Here is a 16,089-nt window from a genome sequence, read left to right as displayed (position 1 = left end):
ACTCCCCTTTCTATCTAATCGTTGTATGTGTATTTTTTATTTCGTCTATAATATCATATTAACTGCCTTTAAGGACTTACTTTTCTAAAAATTCACCAAAGTTAATCTTTAGGTTAGCAGAGGCGTTTTTCGATACGTGAACTTACTTTCTAAAGTTAGGTTTTATAAGGCCATTTTCAATAAAAACATATGTCCTCTATAGTAAAAGGTAATTATGAAAAATGACAATCAGACTTTCGTCACCTCATAGCAAGTGTAAAATTTTTTTTGTTATGAGACCATAAAAAAACTGCACGCCACCTTTTCTAGCCAAAGGTGACGTGCAGTTCAAACTTACTATGTTTACCCACTAAAAAATTTCTTTTAAAAAGTCTTTGTCGTGCGACAGCCAATGTTTCATCAGCTTTTGTGCCCCTTCAAGATCATGTAACTTCGCTTGTCCACACTGTTTTTCATTGGCCGCTGGAACTTCTGTTAATTCAATCGAGTAGTTCATCGTTTGCTCGAGAACATCAATGATATCCTCCACTGACGGAGCACCGCTTACAATTAAGTAGAAGCCTGTTTGACATCCCATTGGGGAAAGGTCAATAATATCAAAATGCTCATGCTCCTCAGCAAAGCGGCGAATGTTCAATGCCAGCAAATGCTCTAGCGTATGAATCGCTTCTGGGCGCATCGCTTGTTTGTTTGGCTGGCAAAATCGAATATCGAATTTATTAACAACACCGTCTTTTCCAACTTTGTGTGTACCACAAGGGCGAACGAATGGTGCTTTTACAATCGTATGATCGAGTTCAAAACTTTCTACTGTCGGCATAGATGATCACTCCTAAGAACTGGTCTTTTTCCAACAAGTATAAGGGATGGAATGATCATTTGTCTAATAAATTCTGAATAATTATAAAATTATCGTTTTCATCCTTATGTTCCACAATTAAATATTATCTATTTTCTATAACTCGGTTGGTAACCGTTTAATTCAACCTTTTTAATGCCGTGTTGCTCGGCAAAATCATAAACATCATCCGCATACGTTTCTGGCTTAAATTTCGCCAGCTTCCAGCGCATCCCCTTAGTTGGTTTGATGAGTACGTTCGGGACTCCTCGTAAGCTGATAAAATAAATTTCTTTTACTTCATCCGCTGTTGCCTCTTTCTTAACAATCACCAGGCCAAATAAAATAACCCGATAGGTTAATGTGTTGCCTTTTATTTTAAATTCATAGGACAAAAAAAGTGCACATACAAAAATAACTAGGGCAATATAGGGTAAAAACATAATCCGTTCATTCAACATAAATAAATTAATGATTGTTAAAAAAATTAAAATCACCCATATCGTTTTACCTTCTTTTGTGTGATAGATCTTCTCCAACGTCATTCCCTCCAGCTGTCAATTTTCATTATTATAGTACCATTTTTAGAGGTTGCTAGCACTTTTCTCTTTCATATTTATGTCATTTCCTCTATAATATTTAGAGTACCGAAATAATTTTCAACAAGAAGGTGTGTACCGTGACGATAGAAAAAAAGAATATTGTCATTATGTGGTTTGCTAACTTTCTCGTTGCTGCTAGTGCTACAATGGTTTTACCATTTTTATCGTTGTACATTAAAACATTAGGCGATTTTTCTGATGCATACGTTCAGCAATGGGCAGGTTACGTATTCGGTGTAACATTTCTCGTTGCCTTTTTATTTTCACCGATTTGGGGAAGATTTGGCGATAAGTACGGTCGAAAAAAAATATTAGTCATTACATCAGCAGGAATTGGAATTAGCGTCCTCTTAATGGGGTTTGTCACTTCCGTCACTGAGTTGTTTATACTACGGGCTTTCATGGGAGTCGTGACCGGTTTTATACCGATGTCTGCTGCGTTAATTTCAGCACAATGTAAAAAAGAAACCGCAGGAAGAACACTCGGCACCTTGCAAACAGGAACGGTAAGCGGTGGTTTATGCGGACCGTTACTCGGTGGATTGCTAGCCGACACTGTAGGGTTCCAATACACGTTTACGATAACTGGTGCTGTTATCATCATAGCTTCATTCCTCGTGTTATTTGGGATTAAAGAAGTTGTTTTTAAAGAAGCGGGCGAAGAGAAGAAAGTGTATACGCGAAAAGAAGTCGTTATGCACATATTCAAAAGTCCAATTTTAGTGTCAGTCATGTTAATTTCTCTTGTTATTCAAGCAGCTAATTTCAGTATCCAGCCATTATTAGCTCTCTACGTTCATGAATTAACCCGTACTGAGAATTTGGCTTTTCTTGCAGGCTTTGCTTTTTCAGTAACCGGGCTCGGAAATTTAGTTGCTACACGTAGATGGGGATCTTTAGGCGACAAGATTGGCCACGGAAAAGTATTAATCATTTTGCTGTTTACCTCTGCCTTGTTTTTTATTCCGCAAGCACTCGTAACCGAACTATGGCAACTTATTATCCTACGTTTTCTATTCGGTCTACAAATCGGCGGGTTGCTTCCTTGTATGACCGCCTATATTAGACAACTAGCACCTCTATCCATGCAAGGCGAAGTGTTAGGGTATAATGTAAGCTTCCGGTTTCTAGGAAATGTCATTGGGCCTGTAATGGGTGGTGTGATAGCTGCAGCGTTCGGGATTGGCATGGTATTCTATATTTCGGGATTTCTTCTCGTTATTAGTGCGATCTTTTTATGGGTATCCGTCTCGCGCGAAAGCAAAAGGATTCAAGAGAAAAAAACAAACATGACAGCATAATGTCTATTATTCAGATGCGGTAAAATTTTATAACGTCTCAAAGAATGCTAGGGTGTCTTTAGTTTTAAACTAAACGTACCTTAGCATTTTTTCATTTATAGCGAAACGTACCGCCTAAAACAACAGGTTTAAGCAGCGTTTTTTAGGGAATTTATAGTAAGGCAGGATTATTTCTTGCGTTGTTGAATTGTTAGTTAATGACAATAGTATCTTTGTACATAGTACTTTCCTTAGTAATGAATGAGATAGGATGAGCCTTATGAAATCAAATCGAATACCGCCGCTTTTGTTTTTCGGCGAATTATATGAACGACTAAAAAAAGATCCCATACAAGATTGGGCAGCACAGCTTGCCTTTTATTTTTTGCTATCAATTTTCCCACTTCTCATTTTTATCTTAGCGTTACTTCCCTATCTGCCGTTAGATATCTCACAGATCTATGAGTTTGTTGAGGAGTACGCCCCTTATGAACTTGCTGATTTATTTATTACAACTGTCTTGGAACTTGTTGCTGAACCAAAAGGCGGTCTACTTTCTTTCGGTATTATTGCGACGATTTGGTCAGCTTCCAATGGAATTAATGCTTTAATTCGGGCACTGAATAAATCTCATAACATTGAAGAAACGAGATCCTTTATAAAAGTTAGACTCTTGTCTATTATTTTGATGCTTGGATTAGTCATCGTTTTTATGGTCACTCTTGTCTTACCTGTCTTCGGAAAATTGATTTTAGAGGCAGTTGACTCGATCTTTCATATTACAGACCATGCGTTTATTTTGTGGAACCGGCTTCGCTGGGTCATTGGAATAGCCATTATGACATTGGTTTTAGTCGTTTTGTATATGATTGGTCCGAATCGGAGAATTGGGTTTAAAGATGCGATTTACGGTGCGCTGTTTGCGACCATTTCATGGCAGCTGATTTCATTAGGCTTTTCCATTTATGTTATGAATTTCGCGAACTTCTCAGCAACCTACGGCAGTCTAGGAGGCGTGATCATTTTAATGTTTTGGTTCTTCTTAAGTGGCTTAATTCTCGTCATTGGCGGAGAAATCAATGCTACGTTACAGAACCACCGCGCGAATTTAAAAACGGAAAAGTGAAACTGATCCTTCCTTAGTTGATCGATAAGTAAGTTGCGGTAAAACGATAAAGGTAAAGGGACATGGAGAGGAAGCGTGCCAATTAGTTCGTTTTGTTGAATGACGAGGAGAATTTGGAGTGTCTAATTTTTAGTGGACTCAAGAGGCCCTTATTTAGCAGAAAAACCAAAGTTTTTCTATTTTAAAGCATTCAGAAGCCCTTATTTGCTAAAAAACATCTATAAACATGGCGAATACACCGAAATAAGGGCTTCTGGAGTCCCTTAAGTAATAAAAAAGGCACTTTTTAACGAAATAAGGGCCTCTCAAGTCCGCTAATTTTTCATTCTCGTGCCATATGTAATTTTTCCCCGTTTATACAGTTTACTAGTCGCGTGGCATGTAGTTTCCACTCATACATTCGAATTACTCATACATCAAAAAAAAGAAACATCTCAATACAGTAGTATTGGGGTGTTTCTTCCTCATCGTATTTATTTTGTGACAGCAACTTGAAGTGTTGCTTGATCTTCTTCGATTTCATCATTGAGGTGGTAGAACACTTTAGCAAACCAAGCAACCGTAATCGTAATAATTGAAAGAATTCCTAGCAACGTGAACAGAGCCGTTAAGCTGTACATTTCAGCGAAGAGCCCGCCAAATGCTGCACCGACTGGCATTCCCGACTGTGCAAGTAACGTACGAACTGCGAATACACGGCCACGGATTTCATCAGGCACTCGTTTTTGATAGAATGTCGTGTTATTAATGGTGAAGACCATTGCGAAAAATCCTGAGAACATCACAACGATTAACGCCATCCAATACGTCGTTACCCAACCAAGGAGAGCCAGTAACACCCCACCCATCCATAAGCTGCCTAACATCACGCGGCGAAGGTTTTTCGGCTGATTAAACGTTCCTGTGACGAGCGAGCCCAATAACATACCTAAAGGAAAGGCTGACATAAACAAACCGTACTGAAATTCATTACCCCCGAGATGATCAAGGACAAAAGGAAGGAACATCGGCATTGCCGCTCCAGAGCTGAAGTTAGAAATCATCAGCAAAATTCCAATCCAAAACAAAACAGGATATATTCGATAAAACTTAAGACCAGCTTTAAACTGTACAAACCATGTTTCTTTTTTCTCACTAGCTACCTTCTTCTTGGCACTTGGAATAAATAATAAGACAAATCCTGATACAGCCATACAAAAGACTAGGAAAGAAAGGACAGGGACAACCCCTAACACTGACATCAATAACCCGCCAAGAGCGGGACCAATTAACATCATGAGCTGCATCGTTCCTTCTAATAAGGAATTTCCTTTCATTAACCTATCTTTCGGTAAAATTTGAGCAACATATGCCATACTCGTTGGCCTGAAAAGCGGTTCTGCTACCCCCAACGTCGCTGCAACGATGTACAAATGCCATACATTTAGTAACCCTAGTGGATATAAAATAAGCGGCACTAAGAAAACGGCTGCACGAACCCACTCAGATAAAATCATAATCTTTTTACGATCAAATCGATCTAGATAAGGTCCTGCCAGAAGTGTTGTTAGTAGTGATGGAACCATAAATGTAATCCAAATACTTCCCATCGCCATCTTTGAACCTGATAATTCATAGACAAGCCACGAAATGATGAATGTTGCAAACGTCCCCCCGAGAGCAGAGGAAGCCTGAGCGATCCAAACAGCTGAAAACGCACGATTTTTAAATAAGTTTCCCATTTTTTCGCCTTCCTTTTATTCAATTCACTTATAATCTATTTATTTTAATACCTTTATTTCATCTGCAAACTAGATCTCTCTCTATGCTTATTTCTCTTTATCGTTATCAGTAAAAAAACGACTAAGCAATTGTTCTATCCCCATGTATCCTTCTTTTCGAAAGCGATATTGATGTTGTTGGTTTTCAAAAAGAACTAAACTAAGTAACCCTGATGAGCGAAGAACTATTAAATGGTGATGAACTGTACTTTTTGCTAACCCTATAAATTTTTGGATATCAGAAAATGTTCGATCCCCTTGCGCTAAATATTTTAGTATTTTCATCCGGTTTTCATCACTTAAAGCCCGTATTGTCCGCATTAACTCAATGGGTGGACTTCCTGCTTCTACTGGTTTGGCATCCACCGGATAAAAGTAGATATATTGATCAATGGTTTTTTCATGCAAGATCGTTGGCGAGTAGTGATACTGCGGAATTAATAAAGCGTCTCGATCACTTTCTTTCGGCGGAATGATCCCATTTGTTAGCTTTTCAACAAGCTGTGAATCATCCAACTGCTGTTGTAGATCAAGCCCTTTTTTTACACTCTCCCTTAAATTGTTCAGTATCTGGTCATCGATCGTTGAAAAATATGCATCATACCATTCTCTTAGAAACGGAATTACATCTTTAACGTTTGGTGGAATTTGATCTTTAAATTCAGTACATTCATAAGCAGGTGTAATTAGTTCTTTCATTTCTTCCTGCTCTATTTGACTGAGAAGCTCTAAAATGCCGCTATGCTCATCAAACGATTGGGACAGCAAGTAATATTGAATAACTGCAACTTTTATTTTTGTTTCCTTCTTCTTCACTTCCTCGAGAAATTCGGCACTAAGGTTTGTTTTCAATTCGTTAACCCAACTAAGCCCAAGATCCGTTCTTTTTTGTCCCCCTTTATCGGAAAAGACGTAGAAACTTGTGAAGAATTCATAGATTGGATGAAATGTAATTGTTACTTTCATTTTTAGTTCGACTCCGATCGAATTGTTTATAGTTCGATTATAATCGAACAGATATCTTTTAGCAATATCCGTTTGTAAAATTTTTCAATAAATAGGCGCATTTACACAGTTAACGTTCAATACAAAATTACCCACTTAATAGGGAAAATCCTATTTGATACACCGAACCTGCTAAAGAACTCCCAACGAGCTCAATTGACACATACGTCAACAAAAAAAATAGTCGCTACTTGTATTTAGCAGCAACTATTTTTCACCTTCCCGAAACACTAATGGGTGTAGTAATTCAGTTTTAATTTGCGATGCCTTCCATCAAGTACAAATTCAATAAATTTGCAATTTCTTCTTTAGGGATCCGTTTATTTTTCAAACCCCACGTATGGGCAAGCGAAATATACATTTTAAAAATAAGAAAAGCCGTTATTTTAGGATCACAAGGTTTTAATTGACCTTTATCTAACGCATAAACAACTTCCCGTTCAATAAACGAGAGAATTTCCTCCTCAAGCCGAGCAATTGCATCAATACAAGCTGGAGTACCGAATTCCTTTACTTCTTGGAACAGTTTTATAACTAAAGTATGCGTTTCACGATAATCAAGAATACGTAGCATGGCTCGATGTAAGTTAATAGAGAAAGGTTGTTCATGATCAATCTCTTCGGTTGCCACTTGTTCCATTTCTCTGGCAAGATCATTAATAATCTCTTGAAATAATTCTTCTTTCGTTGCAAAAAAAGTATAAATCGTTGCTTTACCTACCTTTGCAATTTTCGCTACTTGATCCATCGTTGTCGCTTTATACCCGAATAATGAAAATGATTTTGTTGCTGCTTGTATGATTATTTTCTTTTTATCTTTCGCCACGGTTTCCCCTCCACACCCTGACCTAAGAACAAAACTAGTCTTAAGTTGTAAATTTTTCCAATATGTTTAAAATATACTTTTTACTATATCTTACAATATAGACGATATGTTAGGTAAAAAAGTTTCATGGAAATATTGGAATTTAAGTACAAAAAAGTAGAAGCTCCATTTTACCACGTATAGCTGGACCTATCGGATAAGAACTTGAAAACAGAACGTATGAACTAGAAAAGTGCCAACATCCTACCTTTGCTGAAATACCAGCAACCTTTTTGGTAGAATGTTGACACATTATTTTTCTATTATGGCTGGTAATGTATTGGAGAACCTGGTCCTAAGTCGATACCGAAAGTCATCCAAACAATTAGCATGATTACCCACACAATCGAGAAGACAATGGAGTATGGGAGCATGGTCGAAATCAATGTTCCAATACCCACCTTCTTGTCATACTTTTGTGCAAAAGCAATAACAATTGCAAAGTATGGCATCAGCGGTGAAATGACATTCGTAGTCGAATCCGCAATACGGTATGCCAACTGCGTTAATTCAGGGGAATACCCTAAATTCATCATCATCGGAACAAATACCGGAGCCATAATCGCCCATTTCGCTGAAGCACTTCCGATAAATAAGTTAATAACACCAGCTACAAATATAAACGTTAAAATTAACGGTAATCCTGTAAACCCTGTTGTTTCCAGGAATTCCGCACCTGAAATCGCTAGAATTAATCCTAGGTTTGTTTCATTAAAGTAAGCCACAAATTGTGCAGCAGCAAATGCTAATACGATATACGATCCCATTGTCGCCATCGTGTCAGAAAGTTGATCTGCCACGTCTTTGTCATTTTTAATCGATTTCGTAATTTTCCCGTAAACAAAACCAGGAATAAAGAACATGATTAAAATGACGGGTACAAGTGAAGCGAAGAATGGGGAGTTAATAACTTCTCCATTTTCACCACGTAACGGCCCCCACTCTGGAGCGATTAATAGTGCAATTGCAGCACCTGTTACGATAAATGATACAAGCGCTCCAATTAACCCTTTCTTCTCTACAGAAGAAATTCCATTTACGGTTTCGGTAATACCGCCCTCGTATTTTCCTAAACGCGGTTCTACAATTTTATCAGTAACGAGTGTACCAACAATCGTTAGCATAAACACACTGGCAATCATGAAGTACCAGTTCATCGCGTAGTTCATCGCTGCCGCATACTCTGGATTTAATACAGCTGCGGCTTCTTGAGTCAGACCACCTAATAATGGATCGAGCGATGTTAATAATAGATTGGCACTAAATCCGGCTGATACACCGGCAAATGCCGCTGCTAAACCGGCTAGTGGATGTCGGCCTAGTCCAGCAAATAGGACGGCTCCAAGCGGTGTTAATACAACGTAACCTGCATCGGCAGCCATACTTGACATAATCCCACCGAATACAAGAGCTGCTGTAATTAGTTGCTTAGGAACCGATGTAACTAAGGCCCGCAACGCGGCACTAATTAAACCGGATCGTTCAGCAATACCAATCCCCAACATGGTGACAAGCACAGTACCTAACGGTGCAAATCCTGTGAAGTTAGCAACCGCACTTGTAAACATATACTGAATTCCTTCAGCACTCATTAGATTTTTGACTTCTAGAACTTCCCCTTCATTTGCAGGGTGTTCTACTGAAAGACCAATGGCTGAAAGAAGTCCTGAAAGTAAAATGACAGAAAAAGCAAAGATAGCAAATAGCGTAACAGGATGCGGTAATTTATTCCCGACCCGTTCAATCACATCAAGCGACTGATAAACAAAGCCTTTCTTTTTGTCTCTCATGCTTGACCTCCTTTATAACTATTAGAAAATTATTATATTACAAACACATTTTCTTATTATATACAATACAGAGATAGGATTAAAGGCAATTATTAAAATTCAGTATTATTAATTTTATCCTTTTTCTTCCTATATTTTCCCCTAATATTAAACCTTTATTTGTTTTCTATATGTTTACACCCTAGTAAATTTCCCTTCCACCTAAAATGAGTATTGTTCGACCCAAAAATCCACTTTCCTTATTCATGATTTGCATAATTGGGCTGTAAAAAGTAAAAAATTCCATTAAATCTCTTGTTTTCATGTATATTTATTAAAAAAACGGCAACGATGATAGCAACTAAGTAAAATTAGTAGATTTGGGAGGGTAAATTATATGAATAAAACTGAACTAATCAATGCGGTTGCCGAGCACTCGGAGTTAACGAAAAAAGATGTTTCAACTTGTGTCAATTCACTTTTTGAAGTCATTTCTGATACACTAGCAAAAGGTGAGAGTATACAAATTATCGGTTTTGGTAACTTTGAAGTACGCGAACGCGCTGCCAGAAAAGGTAGAAACCCACAAACGGGTGAGGAAATCGAAATCGCCGCTAGTAAAACACCTGCATTTAAAGCAGGTAAGCAATTAAAAGACGCAGTTAAATAAGCAACCATACAGATCTAATTTCAATATTTTACTGTTAAGCGAATTCGAACAGCTGGAGCAAGACTTATGTGAACAGAATTAATATAAATTCACACCTGAAAGGCGGAAGACGCCTGCTTATCGGCGACAAGCGCTGGAGGGCCAGCAATAAGTGTCCTGTCTTTTGGACACGTTTGATGGACCGAAGCGACCTCAAGCCGATGGCGTCTGCAGCTAGACAAACGAAAAGCGGAAGCGTCCGTTTAGCGGCGCTTCCGACATTAAACAAGAAAAGGCCGCAAGCGTGGCCTTTTCTTGTTTATCCTTCTACTATTCAGCGTAATACATTACAGCAATTGCACCTGGTCCTGTATGTGTACTTATAATTGGAGTCGTAAAGGCTATGTTTATTTTATCTTCACTAACCCCGCCATTGCTAAATGATTCTTTGATTTGATTGGCAAGCGACTCGGTATCCGCATGAGCAATTCCAATCGATTTTACCGTCTTCCCATTCATTTCTTCTTTGAACTGTCCTTGAACATATTTAATTAACTGAGAATACGTTCTTACCTTTGTTACTGGCGTATAGACACCGTCTGCTAATGAAGCGATCGGCTTAATTTTTAACAATGAACCGATTAATGCCTTTCCTCTGCCGATACGTCCGCCTTTCACTAAATAGTCTAACGTATCTACCATGATATAAAGTGATGTATTCGACCTGACTTCCTCTAAACGTTGTAAGATTTCCTCTTTACTTTTGCCTTCTTTCGCCATTTCCGCTGCTTCAATGACTTGAAAAGACAAAGCAGCTGAAATAAACTTGGAATCTACAACGGTAACTGGAACATCAACTAGACCTGCAGCCGTTTCAGCCGCAGTAACTGTTCCACTCATACCAGATGTCATATGGATTGAAATAATCTCACTGCCGTCTTCTCCAAGACGATTATATGTATCTACAAAAGTACCTACAGCTGGTTGAGATGTTTTAGGGATTTCTTCAACTTGTGTTAACTTTTCAATGTATTCTTGTGACGTAATATCCACACCGTCTAAATAAGATTTCCCCTCAATTGTTACAGACAACGGAACGACCTCAACATCTAAATCTTTTAATTGCTCATAGAAATCAACAGTTGAATCAGTTACAATCTTAATCTTTTTCATACTAACCCCTTCTTATTACTATTATAAAAAATAGTTAATCAATAAAAATAGATATTTATAACAAGCTTAATGGTCAATGAATTACTTGTAAAGAGTATAGTCAAAATTGACTAATACTTTTCCTATTTTAAATACTTGTAATTTTGAAAATTTACATTGACACAACCGTTAACTTTAAATATCATATTGTTAACCAAAACTATTCAAGAGGTGAACAATATGTCTACAACGTCAAAATTTAAAACGAAAGATCTAGTCATGGTTCCTTTATTTGTAGCACTGATGGCGATCGGCGCTAACGTAACTTCATTTTTAGTGATCGGCGGTGTTCCAATTACACTTCAAGCGATTTTTGCCATTATGGCCGGTGCCTTACTAGGTAGTAAATTAGGTGCTATTGCGATGACCGTTTATATGCTAGTCGGATTAGTAGGAGCTCCTATCTTTGCTCAATTAAAAGGTGGCTTAGCTACACTCGTTTCACCCACATTTGGATTTATTCTTTCATTTATTTTAATTGCTTATGTGACTGGGAAAATCATTGAAAAAGCTAGTGATGCTTCATTAAAAACGTTTTTAATCGCATGTTACACAGGGCTTGCCATTACGTACATTCTTGGTACAAACTATATGTATTTCGCTTACATTACGATTGCACAAGCTCCAGAAGGCTTTACTTACGGTATGGCTTGGGCTTGGATGATTGCACCACTCATTAAAGACCTTATCGTTACTGCCATCGGCGCAGTCATTTGCGAACGTGTCTACAATGCCACTCGCAAAAACGCAAGAAGCTTGAACGCAGCATCTTAAGAGTTGCATAAATAAATGGGTGCCAGGCACCTTCAGTACTGTACAGTACTGAAGGTGCCTGGCACCGTTTATTACAACGTTATTGAAATGAATAAGAACAGGTAATAGAATATGATGATACCGAAAGCAAAGACGATCGTTCTGAAGACGAATAGAGCTGCCACTTCCGGTAATATTTTTTTACAAAACCATAAAAGGATAGCAAAAGCTATTGTTAAGAACGACTCATAGCCAAATAGGTCAAGAAAGCTTTCATCGTCATTTTTGCGTGGCTTAAATGCAAAGTAAAAGCAGATAAATCCTAACACACTAAACAGGAACAGAATTACGATGGGCCCTATCCCAATTGACTTTTTACTCCCCCCTGCTTGTTCAACAGTTCCACTAGTATCTATTACTTCATGAGGAACTGCATGTTCATTTCCTTGCAAAAGCTCAATTAAACTAGGAACGAATAAAACAATGAATAGCAGAGACGCAAAGGTTACTGCGATCATATATGTTTTTTTAATTGGACTCATCTTCTGACCTTCTTTGTTTAATGGATCTTTGCTAATCCTTTCGTTCAGTTTACGCCTGGTTTCTGTAAATTCTACTTCACTCAATGTTGCTTTTTGCCCTAATGTCCGTAAGTGCTCATCATACTCGATAATCTCTTTCTGTTCCTTCATCTGAATAACCCTCCTTTTCTAATTGTTTCTTTAGAGCTTTTAATCCTCTTAATAAGGTTGTTTTCACTTTACTTTGACTCCAACCAAGTATTTTAGCCGTTTCATCGATCGAAAAGCCTTTAATTTTGCGAAGAATGATTACATCTCGATAATTCCGTTTTATCTTACTTAATGCAAAATATAACTCTCGTTCAGTTTCGCTCGCAGTAACCATGTGCTCTGCAGACGGATTACTTGTTTTAAAAAGAATGAAAGGATTCGTCACCAGAGTTTTAGTCTTTTGTTTACGAAGATAGTCAATTGTTACATTTCTGGCGATTCTAAACAGCCAGCCTTTCGCATTGTTTCCATCAAACATATCGAAATGGCTATGGGCCCGGACAAATGTATCTTGCATTAAATCTTTTGCTTGTTCATGTTCATGAATCATGAAAAAAATGTATTGAAACAGTTCGAGACTATGAAGCGTGTACCAATCATTTATAATTTCGATTAATTCCTCATGCTCCAAACTCTTCACTCCTCCCATAAAGTGTAATTTTTTTAGTCGGGGGGCTTCAATTCCCACTAAAATTAGTTGATCCAATCGAGTTGTTACGGGCGCTTATCCCCCACTTATCCTTTTTGCTTTCCAAAAGACTTGATGTAGGAGTCTCAGCAGCAGTTAAACGAGATAAAACTTTTATACTCTTACAACGAATGAATTAGTAAAAAGTTACAGTTTTCCATTCAATTCACGTTAATAAGTCTCAACTTAGACTTATACTTGAATTGAATGGAATTGAGTCAAACTCATCCAAAGTAAATTAGCGGACACACAGGCGCTTATCCCTGTCGAAAGCCTAGTTTTTCTTGATTTAGAGGCCTCAGAGGCTCTTATTTACTACTATTCGTGATATTTTTCAATGATTTTGGTTCAATAAAGGCCTGTGTGTCCGTCAAATATCCAAATATGAATGATTCCATTAATATAAGGGCTCCTCAGTCCGTAAAAAAAGTTATAAGAAAAAATGATTATAATTGGACGTCTTCATTCCTTCCACCGGAAAAGTAAGCGCAATATCGGTTAATCAACCAATACTGACGTATCATAAGGAGGGTGAGCGAAGTGTTGCTCGTCTCTCACTGGGCGCTGCAACTAGACGTCTTCGAATTTATAAAATCTACTCTTACAAAAGAAAAACTCGCCGATTGGCGAGCCTTAGGGACGAAGATTAGGCGGTGTTGCCCTTATACTTGGTACTTTTAAATTTTCACCCTCGTCGAAAACCATCTATGCCAAAATTTTATACTAAAAAGCACTCGGTTTCCCAAGTGCCTTTACTCTGAAAGTGACTGCATAATATCTATTTTTCAATCCTTTTACAGACTTTTATTACATTACTTTATATAGTCAAGAAACATTTTCTCCATCTTCTATTTTAAAAGAATCTAACAAATACCCATTCTCATCCTTCACAAAAGTAAAAGTAACAGATAAGACATCATTTGCGGGATACCCGTATCGAGCATACTGGTGCGCAGAACCGCCGTATTCTTCTTCATTGTAAAACTCAATATAGACATTCTCCCCTGTCACAACAACGGTATCCCCTTGTTCTTCAAAGACTAGCTCGTCTTCTGGTAATAAACGAAGACCTGGATTTAAAATGGTTTCTCTCACCGTTTCATAGTAACCATTTGTTAGATTAGTTGTTGTAGAGCTATAAACATTCGACTCTTGAATATACGTTTGAAATGGCTGCTTGTACACTAAAACCTCATCGTCTTCTTCAAAAATGCGATCGACCATGTAAGAAAGGCCATCTTCTGTTACTTTTGTGTCTAGCAGTTTTTTTATTTCATCGAATGTGTGGAACTGTTCATTATAAAACAATTCCCCATAAGGACTATGATTTTGAAAAAGCTGCGAAGACGTGCTAAAAATTTCATTTAAATGATAAATAATTTCTCTTTCATCAAAAGTAGAACAACCGCTTAAAATGAGAAAAACTAAGCCTATACCAACCATTTTCAATCTAAACTTCATACACATTCCCCTAACACATCCATACTATTTATATAGACGTATTTACCCTGTATAAAGTTTCATTAATCTATCATTTTTTTGGAAAAAATAAAAAATTATAAAATCATAGCTGCAACCCAACCTAAAATGAGCAACGGAATATTAAAATGGATACTTTATTATTTAAATTGATGCTTGTTATTAAGTTTAGCAGCTTTATTTTCAAGTTTTGATCTTTTATTTTCAAGTTTGTTAGTTTTATTTTTAACCTTAGCAATTTTATTTTCAACTTTTGATCACTTATCGATTTCTCGACATCATTTGACTAAATCCGACATACTTCTCCACTCCCTTTACTACACAAAAAAAAGACTGACAGGCCAGCCTTGAACTATCATTCGTTCAAGCGACATCTGTCAGTCTTTTTACTATACTTTATTCACATTACTGTGCTGCTTCAATTTCAGATTGAAGCATTTCCAAGATCATCTTGCCGTCTTCGTCAACCACTTCGTTCACAAAATACTCTCGAACTGGTTCTGCTAAAGCTCTAAATGCATCTCTTTCAGCTTCCGTTAGCTCAATTACTTCTGTTGGATGCGTTTCACTGTCAATGATAGAGTCTAATAGCTCTTCATTTAACTGTGCTTGAAGCTCAAATCCGACTGGACGCATTTCTTCCACTGTCTCATCAATCATGTTACGGATGTCTTCTGGTAAACCATTATAGAAGTCTGGGTTTACTGTTGTCATTGCAACGTAAATATTATGTCTTGAAATAGTCATATGGCTTTGTACTTCATGGAATGAAGCATCTTCAATAAAGAAGATTGGGTTTTCTTGTCCATCAACGACTCCACGATCTAATGAAGTATAAAGTTCTCCCCAGCTCATTGGCGTTGGATCTGCACCATAGGCTTGATACGAACGAACAATTAGTGGTGATTCCTGTGTTCTCATTTTAAAGCCATTGAAATCTTCTGGTGTACGTAACTCACGGTTACCTGTCCACTGCATCGCACCTTCTGTCCAGAATGCAAGCGGCTTAATATTATGTTGTTCATACTTGTTTGCTAAATGAACGTTTAACGCTTCACTTGTATCTAAAATATGTTGGTTTAACTCCATATCATCTGTAAATAAAAATTGCAGTGCAAAAAGTTGTCCTTCATCAACCATTGTTCCTGTAAAACCTGGAGATACAATCGCAAATTCAACAATTCCACTTTGAAGCTGCTCCACTTGGTTTACTTCATCTCCAAGTCCGCCAAATTCAAATACTTCAATGTTAATATCACCGTCTGATTTTTCATGTAGACGATCGGCAAACTCTCTTGCATATTCATATTGAACTTGACCTTCCATCTCTTCTGTTACAAAAGTCCAATTGTATGTGCCTTCACCGCTTGCCCCTTCACTTCCACATGCAGCAAGGATCATACTGACCATAATGGCTAACGTAAGTAACATGACTTTTTTCTGTTTAAAAAACATCAAATACCCCCTGTTTTTTTATATGAAACTCTCTTT

The 16,089-nt window shown here is 37.6% G+C and carries 15 protein-coding genes; 4 read left to right on the top strand and 11 right to left on the bottom strand.

The window, feature by feature from the left end; translation table 11 throughout:
- Positions 1-349: 349 nt before the first annotated feature.
- Entirely contained in the window at positions 350-820 is a 471-nt protein-coding gene (locus N7Z68_RS18565) for an S-ribosylhomocysteine lyase (RefSeq protein WP_275119968.1), read from the bottom strand.
- A gap of 128 nt (positions 821-948) precedes the next feature.
- On the bottom strand, positions 949-1,377 hold the full coding sequence (locus N7Z68_RS18560; protein WP_275119967.1) for a hypothetical protein: 429 nt from the start codon (positions 1,375-1,377) through the stop codon (positions 949-951).
- Between the two features lie 170 nt (positions 1,378-1,547).
- On the opposite strand from N7Z68_RS18560, the gene N7Z68_RS18555 reads away from it, so the two are divergent.
- Both N7Z68_RS18555 and N7Z68_RS18550 read left to right on the top strand, forming a co-directional pair.
- Positions 1,548-2,741 carry an MFS transporter gene (locus tag N7Z68_RS18555; protein WP_275120009.1) on the top strand — a complete coding sequence of 398 codons (1,194 nt, stop codon included), beginning with the start codon at positions 1,548-1,550 and terminating at the stop codon, positions 2,739-2,741.
- A gap of 259 nt (positions 2,742-3,000) precedes the next feature.
- Positions 3,001-3,846 carry a YihY/virulence factor BrkB family protein gene (locus N7Z68_RS18550; protein ID WP_275119966.1) on the top strand — a complete coding sequence of 282 codons (846 nt, stop codon included), beginning with the start codon at positions 3,001-3,003 and terminating at the stop codon, positions 3,844-3,846.
- 473 nt (positions 3,847-4,319) lie between these two features.
- On the opposite strand, the gene N7Z68_RS18545 is transcribed toward N7Z68_RS18550, so the two are convergent.
- The 4 genes from N7Z68_RS18545 to N7Z68_RS18530 form a co-directional block, all read right to left on the bottom strand.
- Complete coding sequence (locus tag N7Z68_RS18545) at positions 4,320-5,567, bottom strand: MFS transporter (RefSeq protein WP_275119965.1); 1,248 nt, start codon at positions 5,565-5,567, stop codon at positions 4,320-4,322.
- Between the two features lie 87 nt (positions 5,568-5,654).
- Complete coding sequence (locus tag N7Z68_RS18540) at positions 5,655-6,572, bottom strand: ArsR/SmtB family transcription factor (protein WP_275119964.1); 918 nt, start codon at positions 6,570-6,572, stop codon at positions 5,655-5,657.
- Positions 6,573-6,864: 292 nt separating this feature from the next.
- A complete protein-coding gene (locus N7Z68_RS18535; RefSeq protein WP_275119963.1) occupies positions 6,865-7,437 on the bottom strand; it encodes a TetR/AcrR family transcriptional regulator in 573 nt (190 codons plus the stop codon).
- Between the two features lie 302 nt (positions 7,438-7,739).
- On the bottom strand, positions 7,740-9,266 hold the full coding sequence (locus tag N7Z68_RS18530) for an AbgT family transporter (protein ID WP_275119962.1): 1,527 nt from the start codon (positions 9,264-9,266) through the stop codon (positions 7,740-7,742).
- 376 nt (positions 9,267-9,642) lie between these two features.
- Between N7Z68_RS18530 and hbs the strand changes: the two genes are divergently transcribed.
- Complete coding sequence (hbs, locus tag N7Z68_RS18525; RefSeq protein WP_075387876.1) at positions 9,643-9,915, top strand: non-specific DNA-binding protein Hbs; 273 nt, start codon at positions 9,643-9,645, stop codon at positions 9,913-9,915.
- Between the two features lie 309 nt (positions 9,916-10,224).
- Here hbs and N7Z68_RS18520 read toward each other — a convergent pair whose 3' ends face one another.
- Positions 10,225-11,067: a DegV family protein gene (locus tag N7Z68_RS18520; protein ID WP_275119961.1), complete on the bottom strand. Its 843-nt coding sequence runs from the start codon at positions 11,065-11,067 to the stop codon at positions 10,225-10,227.
- Positions 11,068-11,286: 219 nt separating this feature from the next.
- Here N7Z68_RS18520 and N7Z68_RS18515 point away from each other — a divergent pair, with 219 nt between their 5' ends.
- Positions 11,287-11,880 (top strand): biotin transporter BioY, encoded by a 594-nt coding sequence (locus tag N7Z68_RS18515; protein ID WP_275119960.1) that lies wholly within the window; start codon positions 11,287-11,289, stop codon positions 11,878-11,880.
- 71 nt (positions 11,881-11,951) lie between these two features.
- Here N7Z68_RS18515 and N7Z68_RS18510 read toward each other — a convergent pair whose 3' ends face one another.
- The 4 genes from N7Z68_RS18510 to N7Z68_RS18495 all read right to left on the bottom strand — a co-directional run bounded on the left by N7Z68_RS18510 (position 11,952) and on the right by N7Z68_RS18495 (position 16,053).
- Positions 11,952-12,551, bottom strand: a complete 600-nt coding sequence (locus N7Z68_RS18510; protein WP_275119959.1) for a hypothetical protein — start codon at positions 12,549-12,551, stop codon at positions 11,952-11,954.
- Positions 12,520-13,062: an RNA polymerase sigma factor gene (locus tag N7Z68_RS18505; protein ID WP_275119958.1), complete on the bottom strand. Its 543-nt coding sequence runs from the start codon at positions 13,060-13,062 to the stop codon at positions 12,520-12,522. The genes N7Z68_RS18510 and N7Z68_RS18505 overlap by 32 nt, the downstream gene beginning before the upstream one ends.
- A gap of 882 nt (positions 13,063-13,944) precedes the next feature.
- Positions 13,945-14,580 carry a hypothetical protein gene (locus N7Z68_RS18500; RefSeq protein ID WP_275119957.1) on the bottom strand — a complete coding sequence of 212 codons (636 nt, stop codon included), beginning with the start codon at positions 14,578-14,580 and terminating at the stop codon, positions 13,945-13,947.
- 423 nt (positions 14,581-15,003) lie between these two features.
- Positions 15,004-16,053 (bottom strand): DctP family TRAP transporter solute-binding subunit, encoded by a 1,050-nt coding sequence (locus N7Z68_RS18495; RefSeq protein ID WP_275119956.1) that lies wholly within the window; start codon positions 16,051-16,053, stop codon positions 15,004-15,006.
- Positions 16,054-16,089: the final 36 nt, after the last annotated feature.

It is taken from the genome of Alkalihalobacterium chitinilyticum, from assembly GCF_029028005.1.
GTDB classification, from domain to species: Bacteria; Bacillota; Bacilli; order Bacillales; family Bacillaceae_F; genus Alkalihalobacterium; species Alkalihalobacterium chitinilyticum.
The sequence above is the reverse complement of the archived record's forward strand: the minus strand, read 5'-3'. Positions and strand labels throughout refer to the sequence as shown.

Coding starts and splice junctions, on each gene's coding strand:
- N7Z68_RS18565 (WP_275119968.1), bottom strand. CDS start 820: ATGCCGACAGTAGAAAGTTTTGAACTCGATCATACGATTGTAAAAGCA.
- N7Z68_RS18555 (WP_275120009.1), top strand. CDS start 1,548: ATGTGGTTTGCTAACTTTCTCGTTGCTGCTAGTGCTACAATGGTTTTA.
- N7Z68_RS18550 (WP_275119966.1), top strand. CDS start 3,001: ATGAAATCAAATCGAATACCGCCGCTTTTGTTTTTCGGCGAATTATAT.
- N7Z68_RS18545 (WP_275119965.1), bottom strand. CDS start 5,567: ATGGGAAACTTATTTAAAAATCGTGCGTTTTCAGCTGTTTGGATCGCT.
- N7Z68_RS18540 (WP_275119964.1), bottom strand. CDS start 6,572: ATGAAAGTAACAATTACATTTCATCCAATCTATGAATTCTTCACAAGT.
- N7Z68_RS18530 (WP_275119962.1), bottom strand. CDS start 9,266: ATGAGAGACAAAAAGAAAGGCTTTGTTTATCAGTCGCTTGATGTGATT.
- hbs (WP_075387876.1), top strand. CDS start 9,643: ATGAATAAAACTGAACTAATCAATGCGGTTGCCGAGCACTCGGAGTTA.
- N7Z68_RS18520 (WP_275119961.1), bottom strand. CDS start 11,067: ATGAAAAAGATTAAGATTGTAACTGATTCAACTGTTGATTTCTATGAG.
- N7Z68_RS18515 (WP_275119960.1), top strand. CDS start 11,287: ATGTCTACAACGTCAAAATTTAAAACGAAAGATCTAGTCATGGTTCCT.
- N7Z68_RS18510 (WP_275119959.1), bottom strand. CDS start 12,551: ATGAAGGAACAGAAAGAGATTATCGAGTATGATGAGCACTTACGGACA.
- N7Z68_RS18500 (WP_275119957.1), bottom strand. CDS start 14,580: ATGAAGTTTAGATTGAAAATGGTTGGTATAGGCTTAGTTTTTCTCATT.
- N7Z68_RS18495 (WP_275119956.1), bottom strand. CDS start 16,053: ATGTTTTTTAAACAGAAAAAAGTCATGTTACTTACGTTAGCCATTATG.